Origin of the sequence: Streptomyces sp. Tu 3180 (assembly GCF_009852415.1) — a bacterium.
Classification (GTDB): Bacteria; Actinomycetota; Actinomycetes; order Streptomycetales; family Streptomycetaceae; genus Streptomyces.
In genome coordinates this window covers 1,401,922-1,417,389 of the sequence record NZ_WOXS01000002.1, presented here as the reverse complement: position 1 = coordinate 1,417,389, position 15,468 = coordinate 1,401,922, and the positions used below count along the sequence as shown (strand labels likewise).

General features: G+C 74.0%; 12 protein-coding genes and 1 pseudogene. 4 read left to right on the top strand and 9 right to left on the bottom strand.

Annotation, left to right across the window (positions count from 1 at the left end; translation table 11 throughout):
* Nucleotides 1-26 precede the first annotated feature (26 nt).
* From GL259_RS07230 to GL259_RS07210, 5 genes and pseudogenes are all read right to left on the bottom strand, one after another.
* The gene (locus tag GL259_RS07230) at nucleotides 27-1,256 is read right to left on the bottom strand and encodes a SpoIIE family protein phosphatase (protein ID WP_208026446.1); all 1,230 of its coding nucleotides are present in this window, start codon (nucleotides 1,254-1,256) and stop codon (nucleotides 27-29) included.
* 99 nt (nucleotides 1,257-1,355) lie between these two features.
* Nucleotides 1,356-3,800 (bottom strand): SpoIIE family protein phosphatase, encoded by a 2,445-nt coding sequence (locus GL259_RS07225; protein WP_159530296.1) that lies wholly within the window; start codon nucleotides 3,798-3,800, stop codon nucleotides 1,356-1,358.
* A gap of 176 nt (nucleotides 3,801-3,976) precedes the next feature.
* On the bottom strand, nucleotides 3,977-5,203 hold the full coding sequence (gene rocD, locus GL259_RS07220) for an ornithine--oxo-acid transaminase (RefSeq protein WP_159530295.1): 1,227 nt from the start codon (nucleotides 5,201-5,203) through the stop codon (nucleotides 3,977-3,979).
* A pseudogene (ddaH, locus tag GL259_RS07215) lies at nucleotides 5,200-6,013 on the bottom strand (dimethylargininase). Before ddaH ends, rocD begins: the two are co-directional and overlap by 4 nt.
* A gap of 124 nt (nucleotides 6,014-6,137) precedes the next feature.
* Nucleotides 6,138-6,641, bottom strand: coding sequence for an Lrp/AsnC family transcriptional regulator (locus tag GL259_RS07210; protein WP_159530294.1), 504 nt, complete (start codon nucleotides 6,639-6,641; stop codon nucleotides 6,138-6,140).
* Between the two features lie 122 nt (nucleotides 6,642-6,763).
* On the opposite strand from GL259_RS07210, the gene GL259_RS07205 reads away from it, so the two are divergent.
* The 4 genes from GL259_RS07205 to GL259_RS07190 are packed head-to-tail and all read left to right on the top strand — an operon-like array spanning nucleotide 6,764 to nucleotide 10,843.
* Nucleotides 6,764-7,534: a LytTR family DNA-binding domain-containing protein gene (locus GL259_RS07205; protein ID WP_159530293.1), complete on the top strand. Its 771-nt coding sequence runs from the start codon at nucleotides 6,764-6,766 to the stop codon at nucleotides 7,532-7,534.
* A 10-nt stretch (nucleotides 7,535-7,544) separates the two neighbouring features.
* Nucleotides 7,545-7,904 (top strand): hypothetical protein, encoded by a 360-nt coding sequence (locus GL259_RS07200; protein ID WP_159530292.1) that lies wholly within the window; start codon nucleotides 7,545-7,547, stop codon nucleotides 7,902-7,904.
* Nucleotides 7,905-7,925: 21 nt separating this feature from the next.
* Entirely contained in the window at nucleotides 7,926-9,641 is a 1,716-nt protein-coding gene (locus GL259_RS07195; protein WP_159530291.1) for a cation acetate symporter, read from the top strand.
* Nucleotides 9,638-10,843, top strand: a complete 1,206-nt coding sequence (locus tag GL259_RS07190; protein ID WP_159530290.1) for a histidine kinase — start codon at nucleotides 9,638-9,640, stop codon at nucleotides 10,841-10,843. The genes GL259_RS07195 and GL259_RS07190 overlap by 4 nt, the downstream gene beginning before the upstream one ends.
* 22 nt (nucleotides 10,844-10,865) lie before the next feature.
* Here the strand turns inward: GL259_RS07190 and GL259_RS07185 are convergent, their stop codons facing one another.
* From GL259_RS07185 to GL259_RS07170, 4 genes are all read right to left on the bottom strand, one after another.
* Complete coding sequence (locus GL259_RS07185; RefSeq protein ID WP_159530289.1) at nucleotides 10,866-11,042, bottom strand: hypothetical protein; 177 nt, start codon at nucleotides 11,040-11,042, stop codon at nucleotides 10,866-10,868.
* Between the two features lie 13 nt (nucleotides 11,043-11,055).
* On the bottom strand, nucleotides 11,056-12,858 hold the full coding sequence (locus tag GL259_RS07180) for a serine/threonine-protein kinase (RefSeq protein WP_159530288.1): 1,803 nt from the start codon (nucleotides 12,856-12,858) through the stop codon (nucleotides 11,056-11,058).
* 28 nt (nucleotides 12,859-12,886) lie between these two features.
* Nucleotides 12,887-14,221, bottom strand: a complete 1,335-nt coding sequence (locus GL259_RS07175) for a DUF6777 domain-containing protein (protein WP_347814617.1) — start codon at nucleotides 14,219-14,221, stop codon at nucleotides 12,887-12,889.
* 193 nt (nucleotides 14,222-14,414) lie between these two features.
* Complete coding sequence (locus tag GL259_RS07170; RefSeq protein ID WP_159530286.1) at nucleotides 14,415-15,365, bottom strand: cytochrome c oxidase assembly protein; 951 nt, start codon at nucleotides 15,363-15,365, stop codon at nucleotides 14,415-14,417.
* Between the last annotated feature and the right edge of the window lie 103 nt (nucleotides 15,366-15,468).

Below are 15,468 nucleotides of genomic sequence, written 5' to 3'. Positions count from 1 at the left end.
CGGACCGGTCACGGCCGCACCCGCGCTCACAGCCGCACGACGACCAGCGCCGTGTCGTCGGTGGCGCCGCCGGGCGGCAGCAGCTCCAGCAGCACGATGTCCGCGAGCGTCTCGGGATCCTGCGTCCGGTGGCGGCGCAGGGACTCGGCGAGACGGAGCAGTCCCGTGTCGATGTCCTCCCGGCGCCGCTCGATCAGACCGTCGGTGTACAGCACGAGCGTCGCCCCCGGCGTGAACGAGGTCGCCGCCTCGGACCTCGGCGTCGGGTCGGGCTGGGCGTCGAGCGGCGGGTCGGTGGCCCGGTCGAGGAACTCCACCCGCCCGTCGCCGTGGAGCAGGACGGGCGGGGGATGGCCCGCGCTGCTGTAGGTGACGGTGTGCCGGTCGAAGTCGATGAAGGTCGTCACCGCGGTCGCGGACTCGGCGCCGTCCACCACGTGGGCGTAGCGGCCCACCACGTTCAGCGCCTGGGCGGGCCCGTCCGCCACCCGGGAGGCGGCGCTCAGCGCGCTGCGCAGCTGGCCCATGACACCGGCCGCCTCCAGACCGTGCCCGACCACGTCGCCCACGGACACGCCGATGCGGTGCCCGCCCACCAGGTCGACCAGGTCGTACCAGTCCCCGCAGACGTTGAGCGCCCCCACCGCGGGCCGGTACCGCACGGCGGCCCGGTGGTGGCCGACCTGCCGGCGGGCGGGCAGCATCGCCTTCTGCAGCGCCAGGGCCACCTCCCGCTCCCGCGCGTGCGCCTGGCGCAGCCGGTTGTTGAGCTCCTGGAGTTCGCGGGCGCGCGAGTACAGCTCGGCCTCCAGCACCCGGCCCCGGCCGTCGTCCGTGCGGCCGCGGGCCCGGACCAGCTCGGTGACCTCCTCCACCCGGTGCACGATCAGCCCGGGCTTCCCGTCGGGACCGAGCACCGGGGTGTTCACCGGGCTCCAGAACCGCTGCTCCCACTCCCCGGGCCGTTCGGGGTTCTCGACGTCGTAGCGCTGGAGGGGCATGGTGTCGCGCTCGCCGGTGGACAGGACCCGCAGCAGCGAGGCCCGGAGGTTGCGCGCGCCCGTGGAGCTCGGGTCGTCCGGGTTGTCGGGGAAGGCGTCGAACAGGTGGCGGCCCACCAGTTCCCCGCGCGAGCGCCCGGTCCCGCGGACGTACGCCTCGTTGACGTCCGCGAACACCAGCTCGGGGGTCAGCAGCGCCACCATGCCGGGCAGGGCCTGGTAGACCGCCGCGTAATCGATCGACGTTTCCGCCATGGCCATCGCCTCATCGCCGGGAACGCGTTGATTTTCCACCATACGGACGTACGGGCCTGGCCGTTCGCCTCCGTCCCGCGGGCGGACGGTGCCGGAACGTCACCCGGCCGGCGCGTCCAGTGACTGCTCGGCCCAGATGATCTTCCCCTCGGCCAGGAACCGGGTCCCCCACCGCTGGGAGAGCTGGGAGACCAGCAGCAGCCCGCGTCCGCCCTCGTCCATCACGCGGGGATGCCGCACGCGAGGCGTCGTCGCGCCGCCGTCGAACACCTCGCACACCAGCGAGCGCTCCAGGATCAGCCGGAGCCGGACGGGGCCGACGGCGTGCCGGATGGCGTTGGTGACGAGTTCGCTGACGACCAGTTCGGTGGTGAAGGCCAGCTCGTCCAGCCCCCACCGGGCCAGCTGCCGGGTGGCGGACCTGCGGGCCTCGGCCACGACGGCCGGATCCCCCGGCAGGGCCCAGACCGCGACCCGCCCGGGAGCGAGGCGCTTGGTACGGGCCATCAGCAGGGCCACGTCGTCGTACGGACGGGCCGGCACCAGTGCGTCCATCACGGCACGGCAGCTGGGCTCGAGCGACTCCGGGGCCCCCTCCAGCGCCCGCCGCAGCCGGTCCCGGCCCGTGCCCGCGTGGGCCAGCAGGCCGTCGGTGTGCAGGGCGAGCGTGCTGCCCTCGGCCAGGGAGAACTCCACCGACTCGAACGGCGGACCGCCCACGCCGAGCGCGGGGCCCTGCGGAAGCTCCACGAAGGTGACCGTGCCGTCGGGCGCCACCACGGCGGGCGCGGGATGGCCGGCGGCGGACATCGTGCACCGGCCCTCCACCGGGTCGTAGATCACGTACAGGCAGCCGGCCCCCACGGCCTGGCCGCCCGGGACCCCGGTCTCCGGCTCCTCGTCCCCGTCCTGCGCGGGGCAGCCGGACACCAGGTCGTCGAGGTGGGCGAGCACCTCCTCGGGCGACAGGTCCAGCGCGGCCAGGGTCCGCACCGCGGTCCGCAGCCGGCCCATGGCCGCGGCGGCGCCGATGCCGTGCCCGGGCACCTCGCCGACGACGAGGGCGACACGGGCGCCGGACAGCCGGACGAGGTCGTACCAGTCGCCGCCCAGACCGGTCAGTTCGTCGGCCGGGCGGTAGCACGCGGACACCTCGACGGCATCCTGCTCGGGCAGCCGGCGGGGCAGCAGGCTGCGCTGCAGGACGAGCGCGGCGTCCCGCTCGCGGGTGTAGCGCCGGGCGTTGTCCACGCAGACGGCGGCACGGGAGACGAGGTCCTCGGCCAGGTTCAGGTCGTCCGCGTCGAAGGGGTTCTCACGGCGGCGCCGGAAGAACGTGGTGATGCCCAGGGTGACGCCCCGGGCGCGGACCGGCACGATCATCACGCTCTGCAGGCCCAGCTCCAGGAAGGTGGGCTCGTAGTCGTCCGGCATCCCCGCGAACCACCCCGTGGCGAGCGGGTCGAGCCGCTCCTGCCGCCAGGACCGCCCCGTGGTCAGACAGCGGACCGGTGGCGAGTCGGCCAGGTACGTCACCACCCCGCCGTGCTCCACGGCCGTTCGCGGCAGGTCCTTGTACAGCGACCGGTGGCCCGCGCGGCGCAGCGGCACCCGGTCCGACTCCGCGAGCGGTCCGGGCGGCAGCTCGGCGCCCCGCAGCACCGTCTCCAGCAGGTCGACGACGACGAACTCCGCGAGCTCCGGCACGGCGACGTCGGCCAGTTCCTGCGCGGTGCGCATGATGTCCAGGGTGCGGCCGATGTACTCGCCGGCCCGGTCGAGCAGGGCGAGGCGCTGCCGGGCGCGGTGCCGCTCGGTGATGTCCACGACCGTGTAGTAGACGCCCATCGGGTGGCCCTGCTCGTCGTCGAGCCGGGTGAACGAGAGCATGTGCGCGGTGTCGCGCAGCGGTGCCGAGCGGACGCGGCCGACGTGCTCGTAGCCGACCACGCGTTCGCCGGTCTCCAGCACGTGCCGCATCTGCGCCTCGACGGACTCGGCGTCCATGCCCGGCTGGACGTCCGCGAACCGCAGCCCCAGGCGCCGCTCGGGCGGACCGCCGCCGAACTGCTCCAGTGCGGCGTTGGACCACACGAAGCGCAGATCCGTGTCCACGATCGCGATGCCGATCGGCGAGCCGGTGACCAGCTGCTCCAGCACCGGGCGGCTCATGTCCCAGCCGCGCGCGCCGGCCAGCTCCGACAGCAGCACCAGCAGCGGCGAGCGGCCCCGCGGCTCCACGGTCGGGATGATCCGGACCATGACCGCGACCGGCCGCCCGTCCCGGTGCAGGGCCGTCATCAGCCCCGCCCAGCCGCCGTCCGCCCGGCACCGCTCGACCAGGTCCGGCACCCGTTCGGCGTCCTGGGGGGTCAGCAGCTCGGCGAGCTTCCTGCCCACCGCCTCGGACGCGCAATGCCCCAGCAGCCGCTCGGCCTGACCGGTCCAGCCCGACACCACGCCCTGCGGATCGAGCAACAGGGGAGCGGCGTCGGCCACATCGAACCCCTGCCGGGCAACGTCCTGCTCCTTGTGTCCGCCCACGGCCGACCTCTCTGTCGCTGAGAGTGGTCTACCACCTCTTGTCCCCATCTTCACCCTTGACCGGAAAGGGGGCTCCCCGGGTGGCGGGGCGGGCGGCGCCGGGCCTCCCCGGCGGGACGGCCCGGCCCGAGGGGGGTGTGACGGGCCCGCGGACCGCCACACCCCGCACCGCCGGTTCAGTCCCGGCGGCCCAGGACCTTCTCCAGGGTCCCCAGGGCCCCCCGGAGCTCGTCCGCCGTGATCGTCAGCGGCGGGGCCAGACGGATGGTGGAGCCGTGGGTGTCCTTGACGAGCACGCCCTCGCGCATGAGGCGTTCGCTCACCTCGCGGCCCGTGCCGAGGGCCGGGTCCACGTCGACGCCCGCCCACAGGCCGCGGGAGCGGAAGCCGACGACGCCCTTGCCGGCCAGCGCCTCCAGGCCCTCGCGCAGGACCACCCCCAGTTCCGCCGCCCGCTGCTGGAACTCACCGGTCTCCAGCAGCTCCACCACGGCCGTACCGACCGCCGCGGCCAGCGGATTGCCGCCGAAGGTCGACCCGTGCTCCCCGGGGTGCAGCACCTGGAGCACCTCGCGCCGGGCGACCACCGCCGACACCGGGACGATGCCGCCGCCCAGCGCCTTGCCGAGCAGGACCACGTCCGGGACGACCGACTCGTGCTCCACGGCGAGCGTGCGGCCGGTGCGGCCCAGCCCCGACTGGATCTCGTCGGCGACGAACAGGCACCCCTCGCGGCGCGTCAGCTCCCGCACGCCCGCCAGGTAGCCGTCGTCCGGGACGACGACGCCCGCCTCGCCCTGGACCGGCTCGATCAGCACCGCGGCCGTCGTCTCGTCGACCGCCGCCTCCAGCGCCGCGAGGTCGTTGTAGGGCACCACCCGGAAGCCCGGGGTGAAGGGGCCGAAACCGGTGCGCGCCACCTCGTCCGTCGAGAAGCTGACGATCGTCGTCGTGCGGCCGTGGAAGTTGTCCGCCGCCACCACGATCGTCGCCCGGTCGGCCGGGACGCCCTTCACGTCGTAGGCCCACTTGCGGGCCACCTTGATGCCGCTCTCCACCGCCTCCGCGCCGGTGTTCATCGGCAGCACCATGTCCAGGCCGGTCAGCGCGGCCAGCCGCTCGGCGAACCCGGCGAGCCGGTCGTTGTGGAACGCGCGCGAGGTCAGCGTGAGCCGGTCCAGCTGGCGGTGCGCCGCCTCGATCAGCGCGGGGTGGCGGTGGCCGAAGTTGAGCGCCGAGTAGCCGGCCAGCATGTCGAGGTACCGCCGGCCCTCCACGTCCTCCACCCACGCGCCCTCCGCGCGGGCGACGACCACGGGCAGCGGGTGGTAGTTGTGCGCGAGGACCGGTTCCTCCGCGTCGATCAGCTCGGCGGACGAACGCGCGGGGACGACAGAGGTCATGAGCGGATCTCCTGAGTGCAGCACTTGATGCCCCCGCCCGCCTTGTGGAACTCGGACAGGTCGACGGGGACGGGGACGTAGCCGCGGTCGGCGAGCCGGGCGGCGAGGGCCGTGGCCCCGGGCGAGATGAAGACGTGGCGTCCGTCGGACACGGAGTTCAGGCCGAACGCCATCGCGTCCTCACGGGTCGCGAGCACCGCGTCCGGGTACAGCCGGGCGAGCACCTCGCGGCTCCCCGGCGAGAACGCCTCCGGGTGGTACGCGATGTTCTCCTCGTCCAGCACGAACAGCGCCGTGTCCAGGTGGTAGAAGTACGGATCCACCAGCGTCAGGCCGATCACCGGCACCCCGAAGAACTCCTGCACCTCGCGGTGCGCCTCACGGGTGGTGCGGAACCCGGTGCCGGCGAGGATCCAGCGCCCGGCGGGCACCAGGTCGCCCTCGCCCTCGCAGACCGACCCGGGGTGGTGGACCTCGTACCCCTCGGCCTTGAACCAGGCCCTCGTACGGCACGGACTCCGGGCGCCGCTCGGGCGCGAGGAACAGGGAGCCGAAGACGCGTCCCTCGACGACGACCGCCGCGTTCGCGGCGAACACCATGTCGGGCAGTCCGGGCTCCGGTTTCACGTTCTCCACGGTATGGCCGTGGTCACGGTAGGTGTCGACCAGCGTCCGCCACTGCCGCTGGGCGAGGGAGACGTCGACGGGGCGGTCGGGGTGCATCCAGGGGTTGATCGCGTATCGCACGGCGAAGTGTCTGGGTTCGCAGACGAGGTAGCGCCGCCGGCGCGCCACACGGGATCCGGGCACAGAGGGGTTCCTCCGCTTCCACACGGTGCCGACAGGGGGTGCCTCCACGGTAGGAACCGGGCGGGACGGGCGACAAGGAACGAGAGCTGCGTGTACGCGCAGGATCACTGCGCGTTTCCGCCGCTCAGCGCACGTCTGCTGCGCCTTCCGGGGCAGGCTGGCTGACTCCTGCCTCAGGACTGTCCGGGAGCAGGTGGGACAGCACCATCACGCTGATCGTCTTGCGGATGAACGGCTCCTGGCGGATGCGCTCCAGCACCTCCTCGAAGTGCTCCACGTCCCGCGCACGCACGTGCAGCAGCGCGTCCGCGCCGCCGGTCACCGTCATCGCCGCGGCGATCTCCGGATGGTTGCGCACCACCTCCGCCAGCCGCCGGGGCGGCGCCGCGCCCTCGCAGTACACCTCGACGTACGCCTCCGTGCGCCAGCCCAGCGCCGACGGCCGCACGGTCGCCGTGAACCCGGTGATCACCCCCGTCTCGCGCAGCCGGTCCACCCGGCGCTTGACCGCCGTGGACGACAGCCCGACGGCCGCGCCGATCTCGGCGAAGGACGTCCTGGCGTTCGCCATCAGCGCGGTGACGATCTTCCGGTCGAGCTCGTCGAACGGTGCGGGCCTGCTGGTCATGCGGGAACTGTATCCAGCGGCGACCGCCCCCGTCCGCGGCGGCGGACGGGGCACCGCAACCGGCGGGACGGCCGCGTCCGGCACGTGCCCAGACGGGGAAATGCCCCCTACACTCCAGCTTCATGCTGCGTGTCCTCGCCGTCGACGACGAACGTCCCTCACTGGAGGAACTGCTCTACCTGCTCAACGCGGACCCCCGCATCGGCAGTGCCGAGGGCGCCGGCGACGCGACCGAGGCGCTGCGCCGCATCAACCGGGCCCTGGCCTCGGGACCCGACGGCCCCGAGGCCGTCGACGTCGTCTTCCTCGACATCCAGATGCCCGGCCTCGACGGCCTCGACCTCGCCCGGCTGCTCACCGGCTTCGCCCGGCCGCCGCTCGTCGTGTTCGTCACCGCCCACGAGGACTTCGCCGTGCAGGCCTTCGACCTCAAGGCCGTCGACTACGTGCTCAAACCGGTCCGCAGGGAACGGCTGGCCGAGGCGGTCCGCCGCGCCGCCGAACTGCGGGCCGCCGCCCGGCGCGGCGCCGCCCCGCACATCCCCGTGCACGAACCCGACCCCGACCACATACCCGTGGAGCTCGGCGGCGTGACCCGCTTCGTCGCGGTCGACGACATCACCCACGTCGAGGCCCAGGGCGACTACGCCCGCCTGCACACCGACAGGGGCAGCCACCTCGTCCGCATCCCGCTGTCCACCCTGGAGGAGCGCTGGCGCTCCCGCGGTTTCGTCCGCATCCACCGCCGCCACCTGGTCGCCCTGCGCCACATCGGTGAGCTGCGGCTCGACGCGGGCACCGTGAGCGTCCTGGTCGGCGCCGAGGAACTCCAGGTCAGCCGGCGGCACGCCCGTGAACTGCGGGACCTGCTGATGCGCCGGACCACGAGCTAGGGAAGGACGCATGCCCCAGGACCCGACCGAACGCCGCGTGGTCGTCACCGGCCCGCCGCGCCGCGCCCGGCGCGCCTTCGGCTACTACCGCCCGCGCACCGAGATCGACGAGCAGACCACCCTCGGCCACACCTACGTCCGCTCCCTGATGCGCATCCAGCTGCGCACCGGCCTCACCGTGTTCGCCGTCCTCGTCCTGCTCATAGGCCCGCTGCCGCTGGTCCTCGCCGCCGCCCCGGACGCCCGCCGCCTGGAGTGGGCGGTCCTCGGCTTCGGGCTGTACCCCCCGCTGGTCCTGCTCGCCCGCTGGTACGTGCGCCGCGCCGAACGCAACGAACGCGACTTCGTGCGGCTCGTCGAGGACCGCTGAGACGACGGGACCGTCCGCGCCGTGAACTCCAGCTACGCCGTCCCCGCCGTCGCGCTCGTCGTCCTGGCGACCGTCCTCGTGGGCGCCTTCGGCCTGCGCATCTCCCGCACCACCTCCGACTTCTACGTGGCCTCCCGCACCGTCGGCCCCCGTCTCAACGCGGCCGCCATCAGCGGCGAGTACCTCTCCGCCGCCTCCTTCCTGGGCATCGCGGGACTCGTGCTCGTACAGGGCCCGGACATGCTCTGGTACCCGGTCGGCTACACCGCCGGCTACCTGGTCCTGCTGCTGTTCGTCGCCGCCCCGCTGCGCCGCTCCGGCGCGTACACCCTGCCCGACTTCGCCGAGGCCCGGCTCGCCTCGCCGGCGGTGCGGCGGCTCGCGGGCGCCTTCGTCGTCGGCGTCGGCTGGCTGTACCTGCTGCCCCAGCTCCAGGGCGCCGGACTCACCCTGACCGCCGTCCTCACCGACGCGCCCGACCGGCTCGGCGGAGTGATCGTCGCCGTGGTGGTGACCGTGATCGTCGCCGCGGGCGGCATGCGCAGCATCACCTTCGTGCAGGCCTTCCAGTACTGGCTCAAACTCACCGCCCTGCTCGTCCCCGCCCTCTTCCTGGTCCTCGCCTGGCAGCGCGACGGAGCGCCCAGCCACGCCTTCGACGAACCGGCCGCCTTCCGCGAACAACGGGTGGTCCGCGTCGAGGACGGCCTCGACCTGAGGCTGGAGGAACCGCTGACCGTGACGGTGGACGGCACCGTCGACGGCCGCGAGCACCACGGCACCGCCCTCCGGCTGCCGGCCGGCACCCACCACATCGACGGCGGCGCACGCCTGACGTTCGCCGAGGGCGCCGGGGTCCCCGCCGCCGGACGCGGCGCCGACGACGCCCTGTCGCCCTCCCGGGCCGAGTCCCGCGAGGAACGCCCGCTGTACGCCACGTACGGGCTGATCCTCGCCACCTTCTTCGGCACCATGGGCCTGCCGCACGTCGTGGTGCGCTTCTACACCAGCCCGCACGGCGTCGCCGCCCGCCGCACCACCGTCGCGGTCCTCGGCCTGATCGGCGCCTTCTACCTGCTGCCCCCGCTCTACGGGGCGCTGGGCCGCCTGTACGCGCCCGAACTCATGCTCACCGGGAACGCCGACGCCGCCGTGCTCCTGCTGCCCGACCGCATGATCGGGGGAGTGGGCGGCGACCTGCTCGGCGCGCTGGTCGCCGGGGGCGCCTTCGCCGCGTTCCTGTCCACGGCGTCCGGGCTGACCATGGCCGTGGCCGGCGTGCTCACCCAGGACGTCCTGCCCTCGCGCGGCGTACGGCACTTCCGGCTCGGCACGGTGCTCGCCATGGCCGTCCCGCTCGCGGCGAGCGTCCTGGTCGGCGGCCTGCCGGTGGCCGACGCCGTCGGGCTCGCCTTCGCCGTGTCCGCGTCGTCCTTCTGCCCGCTGCTCGTCCTCGGCATCTGGTGGCGCCGGCTCACCCCGCCCGGCGCCGCCGCCGGGATGCTGGTGGGCGGCGGTTCCGCCTTCCTCGCCGTCGCCGCGACCATGGCCGGCTACCCCGGCGAGGGCCCCTGGCACGCCCTGCTCGCCTGGCCGGCCCTGTGGTCGGTGCCGCTGGGCTTCCTCACCATGGTCCTGGTGTCCCTGGCCACCCCCGGCCGGGTGCCGCCCGGCACGGCGGGCGTGCTGGCCCGGTTCCACCTGCCGGAGGAACTGCGTACGGAGGTGTCCGCGTGAGCGGTTTCCTCGCCGGGCTGCTGGTCGCCGTACTGCCCCTGCTGGCGGCCGGCTTCTGGCTGGGCCGGCGCACCGCCCGGCCCAGCAGTCTCGCCGGACTCGGCACCCCCGTCGAGCACGCGACCTTCGAGACCCTGCACACCGCCTCCCTGGCCACGCCGCCGCTGCGGGCCGGCCTGACGGAGGAGACCGCCCGCAAGTCCGCCCGCAAGCTGCGCTCCCTGCTGGGCACGGACGCCCTGTGCCTGACCGACCGCGAGCGGGTCCTCGTCTGGGACGGCGTCGGGGCGCACCACCGCACCGAGATCATGGAGCGCCTCGCCGGCCCCCTCGACACCGGCCGCGGCGAGGCCTTCCCGCTCACCTGCGACACCCCCGACTGCGCGGTGCGCTGGGCCGTCGTGGCCCCGCTCACCGTCGACGACCGGGTGCACGGCGCGCTCGTGGCCTGCGCGCCCCACGAGTCGGCGGTCCTGGTCCGGGCCGCCGGGGAGGTCGCCCGCTGGGTCTCCGTCCAGCTCGAGCTGGCCGACCTCGACCAGTCCCGCACCCGCCTCATCGAGGCCGAGATCAGGGCCCTGCGCGCGCAGATCTCCCCGCACTTCATCTTCAACTCGCTCGCCGTGATCGCCTCGTTCGTGCGCACCGATCCCGAACGGGCCCGCGAGCTGCTGCTGGAGTTCGCCGACTTCACCCGCTACTCGTTCCGCCGGCACGGCGACTTCACCACCCTCGCCGACGAGCTCCACGCCATCGACCACTACCTGGCACTGGTGCGGGCACGCTTCGGCGACCGCCTCTCCGTCACCCTGCAGATCGCCCCCGAGGTGCTGCCGGTCGCCCTGCCCTTCCTCTGTCTCCAGCCGCTCGTGGAGAACGCCGTCAAGCACGGCCTGGAGGGCAAGGCCGACAAGTGCCACATCCAGATCACCGCGCAGGACGCGGGCGCCGAGGCCCTCGTCGTCATCGAGGACGACGGCGCCGGGATGGACCCCGGCCTGCTGCGCCGCATCCTCGCCCGCGAGGTGAGCCCCACGGGCGGCATCGGGCTGTCCAACGTCGACGACCGGCTCCGCCAGGTCTACGGCGACGACCACGGCCTGGTCATCGAGACCGCCGTGGGCGCGGGCATGAAGATCACCGTCCGGCTGCCGAAGTACCAGCCGGGCGTGCACTCGGCGGGCCGGCTCACCCCGAAGTGAGACCGGCCGCCGCGGACGGACCTCAGGTGCTGCGCGTGGCGACCATGCCGAGGGTGATCAGACCGAGGACGACCCAGCCGAACCACAGCCAGCCGTTGCTGCCGAGCGCCACCGTGTAGGCCGTCACGGCGACGAGCCCGCCGACGGTGAGCACCCCCATGGTCTTCGTCGAGCTGGAACCGTTCGTGGAACCGGGCATCGCGACACCCTCCTCATTCGGTTCCCTCCATGGTGCCCCCGTTCTGCCTCCGTACGGTGCACACGACGACATGAGTGCCGGATTTCCAGGCCCCCTCGCTGGTCCAGGACCCGGCTTCGTGGACGGACGGGTCGAAGCCGTAGTCGCGCGGCGGCACCTCGCGCGCGCACGCGGCGTCCGACGCGGTGCGCGCCTCGGCGAGCGTGACGTCCCCGCCGAGGCGCGCGAACCCGAGCACCTGCTCGTCGTACCGGCCGCCGCACGGCACCAGCCGGACCTCCCGGCCGGAGCGCACGTCCAGGCAGTCCCGCCGCTGCATCGTCGCGGTGTCGGCGAACGCCGTCCCGAACCGGCGCCGGTCCCCGATCGGCCCGTACACCGGCCCGTGCGCCCCCAGCACCAGACAGGCGGTGCGCCGCCCGGCCGCCTCGAACCCCCGCGCGGTCGGTACGACGGCCAGGCTGCGGACGTCGGCCAGCCTGCCGCGGACCTCCCGCGTCAGCTCCTCGCACCGGGCCGGCCCCTGCTCCCGCGCCTCCTCCTGCGAGGCGGCCCCGGCGAACGCCATGACCTGCCCGTCGGGCGCCTTGTCCCCGCAGGTCGGGTCCAGGGTGAGCCGCGGGACGCCGGTGAACCGGGTGCCGCCGGGCCAGTCGGCCAGCACGCAGTCGCCCTCCGCCAGGGGCTTCACCAGCCCGACGGTCCCGCCGTACGGCAGCGCCGCCCGGCCGCCGCCCCCGGTCCGGTCGGCCAGCGCGTACCAGGCGCCGCCCAGGGCCAGCACCAGGCCGAGCCCGCCGGCGAGGGCGGCGCGCAGCGCGTGCGGGCGGCGCCGCCGGCGGGCGCCGGCGGCGCCGCGGCCCTCCCCTCCGCCCGTGGGCCGGGCCGGGGCCTCCCAGGGCGACGGCGATCCGAGGTCCGTCTGCGTCCGCGCGTACGCCTCCGACTGGGGCGTGACGATGCGCGCCAGCTCCGCCTCCACCGCCCGTGCCGTCGCCCGCCGGTCCGGGTCCTTCTCGAGCAGTGCCCGCAGCACCGGCTCCAGCGCGCCCGCCCGCACCGGCGGGCGCGGTTCCTCCATGACCACCGCGGTGACCGACGCCAGCGGGGACTCCCGCGCGAAGGGACCGTGGCCCTCCACGCCGTGGTAGAGCGTGCAGCCGAGCGAGAACAGGTCGGCCGCGGGGGTGGGCGGGCCCCCGGTGACCCGCTCCGGCGCCAGGTAGCCCGCCGTGCCGACCAGCGCGGACGCCATGGTGTACCGCGTCTCACCGGTGTCCGGCTGGACGGAGATGCCGTAGTCGGTGAGCAGGACCCGTCCGTACGGCGCGCCGGTGCGGTCCGGCGCGAGCAGGATGTTCGCCGGTTTCACGTCCCGGTGCATCACGCCCCGCTCGTGCCCGGCGGTCAGCGCGTCCAGCACGGCCAGCCCGATCCGGGCGCACTCGGCCGGGGGCTGCGGACCGTCCCGGGCCACCAGCTCACGCAGGTCCACGGCGCCCGCGACGTACTCCATGACGATCCACGGCAGCCCTTCGTGCTCCAGGACGTCGTGCACGGTCACTACGTGCGGGTGTCCGCGCAGGCCCGCCGCGTGCCGGGCCTCCGCGCGGGCCCGCGCCACCCGGGCCTCGCGTTCCTGGCCGGGTTCGGCCGGATCGCGGAACACGATCTCCTTGAGGGCGACCTCGCACGCGAGTCCCTGGTCGTGGGCGAGCCAGACGTGCCCCATGCCGCCCCCGCCCAGCCGGCGCAGCAGCAGGTAGCGGCCGGCGATGACCCGGCCGACTCCGGACGTCGGTGATCCTGAAGGCATCCGATGAACTCCCGGGTTCGCGGGGGCGCTACGCGGGGGTGGCCGCGTCGGCGGTTCCGGTGGCGGTCCCCGCAGGGGGGCCGGTGAGGGCGGGCGCTCCGGTGCCCGGGGCGCCCGTGGCGGGTGCGCCGCTCGCGTGCGTACCGGTCGCCGGGGGCGGCGCGGCGCTCGTGACCGGATCGCCGGCCGGGGGAGAGGAGGCGGTGGTTCCCGAAGGCGCCCCGGTCGCGGTGGCCGGCGGGGAGCCGGCTCCCGTCCCGGTGCCCGGCGGAGGCGGTCCGGAGCCGGTCGCAGGTGCGCCGGACGAAGGGGCCGTGGCCCCGGGCGTCTCGCCCGGAGCCCCGGACCCCGGCCGCTCGGATCCCGTCGGTCCGGAAGGGGACGGGGAGGACACCGCCGATGACGACGGGGCCGACGGCGGTGAGGACGGCGCCCGCGGCTCTTCGGCCGCCCGCGACGACTCCGCCCCCGGGGAGGTGGTCCGCCCGCCGGATCCGCTCTCCCCCGCGCCGCCCTCCGTCACGCTCAGCGCGACGTGCGCCCCGAACCCCAGCTCGACGCCGGCGGCCGGGTCGGAGGCCGTGACCCGCGCCCCGTCCGGCGGGGGCCCCTCTCCGGCGTACGCGACCGCCAGTCCCCGCTCGGCCAGCCGCCGGCTCGCCTCGCCGAACGTGGTCCCGGCGAGCGGCGGCACCGCCCGCCGCTCCCGTGTGCCGAAGACCGAGTCGTCCTCGCCGGCCGTCCCGACGGGCCGCTCCAGGCCCCGGTCGGGGTCCTCGACGTCGACGAGGGAGATCCGCTCCAGTGCCCGGGGCGCGGGCCGCACCACCACGACCTCGGAACGGTCGTAACCCTCCCACTTCTCGTTTCCGTCCTCGAACGTGACGGAAATCCTGTTCCTGTCCCCCTCGAAGGGGCGCAGCGGATTTCCGCACGAGCACTTCACCGCGGGCAGTCCCCGCTCGTCGACCAGAATCGCGATTCCGGCCTGGAGCAGCGAGTGGAAGGGAACAGCCTTTCCCTTTTTGTAGTCGTGGTTCTTCACGAGGGTGTCGTGACGCAGGAGAACGGGGGTGAGCCGGTCGAGGTATTCCGGTATCCCGCCCGTGCGGAGCCCCAGCGCCTTCGTCCACGCCCGCGCCTTGCGGTCGTTGCGCGGATCGGTGAGGTACCGCTCCAGCCGCCCGACGTCGCAGAGGGTCCGCTGCCCGGTGCCTCCGTACAGGCCGGGCGTGCTGCCCTGCTGCAGGCCGCCGCGGGCGGGCCGGGACCGCACGTCGGCGTCCCGTCCGAGTCCGCTGCCCTCGTCGAAGAAAGGCGCCCGGGAGGCGGCCCCCGCGGCGACCGCCCTGACGTCGAACAAAGGTGTGGCCGAATCGCACCCGCTGACGACCAGAAAGAACAACGGCAGGACGGCGATCTTCCGAATCGCCGTTTTCCCCGCCCCGTGCATGAACGCGCGCAGTGTCATCACCGCTCCCCCCGGCGGTTTCCCCCAGAAGCATCATGCTACTGAAGGAAATTTCCCGTTCAAGGGGACCGGGGGACCGGTGAATTCAGTTCCCGCGTGCGTGCAGTGAGGCCAGGTAGGCGTTGTACGCCTCGAGTTCCTTGTCCCCGTCACGGTCGGCGGCGCGGTCCTTGCGCCTGGCCTGCCGCTGGTCCGAGGCGTACCACTGGAACAGCAGCGCGATCAGCACCAGGACGGACGGGATCTCGCTGAACGCCCAGGCGATGCCGCCGGCCGCGTTCTGGTCGGACAGCGCGTCGATCCCGAGCGAGGCGGGCGGGTTCTCGAAGGTCGTGACCATCGGGGTGGACGCCATCATCAGCGCGATGCCGAAGAAGGCGTGGAACGGCATGCCCGCGAACAGCTCCAGCATCCGCATGAGGTGTCCCGGCCGGTGCGGGCCCGGGTCCACGCCCATGATCGGCCAGAAGAAGAACAGGCCGACGGCGAGGAAGTGCACCATCATCGCGGCGTGCCCGACCTGCGAACCCATCAGGAAGTCGAACAGCGGGGTGAAGTACAGCGCGTACAGGCTCGCGATGAACATCGGGATGGTGAACACCGGGTGGGTGACGATCCGCATGTAGCGGCTGTGCAGCAGCATCAGCAGCAGCTCGCGCGGGCCCTTGCGGCCCCGCCCGGCCGTCGGCAGCGCGCGCAGCGCCAGGGTGATCGGGGCGCCGAGCAGGATCAGGATCGGCGACACCATGCTGATCACCATGTGCTGCACCATGTGCACGCTGAACATGACCATGCCGTAGTCGTTCAGCCCGGTGCACATCACCAGCCCGATGCTCAGCACACCGGCGGCGAACGCCACCGTCCGTCCCGCCGGCCACTTGTCCCCGCGCCGGGTGAGGCGCACCACGCCCCAGCCGTACAGGGCCAGCCCGATCAGGCAGGCGAGGAGAAAGAACGGGTCCGCCGACCAGGCGAGCCCTCGCCCCAGCGTGAACGGCGGCAGATCCATGGTCATGCCGTGCCCGCTGTGATCCATCCGCCGGCTCCTGTTTCGTGGGGTTGTGCGCTGTCTGTCCGCACCAGAGTAGAACCGCCCCCGGTCGCGACCGCGACCGGGGGCGGGCTCCGCCCACTCAAGG

Excerpts from the sequence above, each read along its gene's own strand:
- GL259_RS07200 (WP_159530292.1), top strand. The coding sequence starts at position 7,545 with ATGCCCCAGGACCCGACCGAACGCCGCGTGGTCGTCACCGGCCCGCCG.
- GL259_RS07185 (WP_159530289.1), bottom strand. The coding sequence starts at position 11,042 with ATGCCCGGTTCCACGAACGGTTCCAGCTCGACGAAGACCATGGGGGTG.
- GL259_RS07170 (WP_159530286.1), bottom strand. The coding sequence starts at position 15,365 with ATGGATCACAGCGGGCACGGCATGACCATGGATCTGCCGCCGTTCACG.
- GL259_RS07205 (WP_159530293.1), top strand. The coding sequence starts at position 6,764 with ATGCTGCGTGTCCTCGCCGTCGACGACGAACGTCCCTCACTGGAGGAA.
- rocD (WP_159530295.1), bottom strand. The coding sequence starts at position 5,203 with ATGACCTCTGTCGTCCCCGCGCGTTCGTCCGCCGAGCTGATCGACGCG.
- GL259_RS07230 (WP_208026446.1), bottom strand. The coding sequence starts at position 1,256 with ATGGCGGAAACGTCGATCGATTACGCGGCGGTCTACCAGGCCCTGCCC.
- GL259_RS07180 (WP_159530288.1), bottom strand. The coding sequence starts at position 12,858 with ATGCCTTCAGGATCACCGACGTCCGGAGTCGGCCGGGTCATCGCCGGC.
- GL259_RS07210 (WP_159530294.1), bottom strand. The coding sequence starts at position 6,641 with ATGACCAGCAGGCCCGCACCGTTCGACGAGCTCGACCGGAAGATCGTC.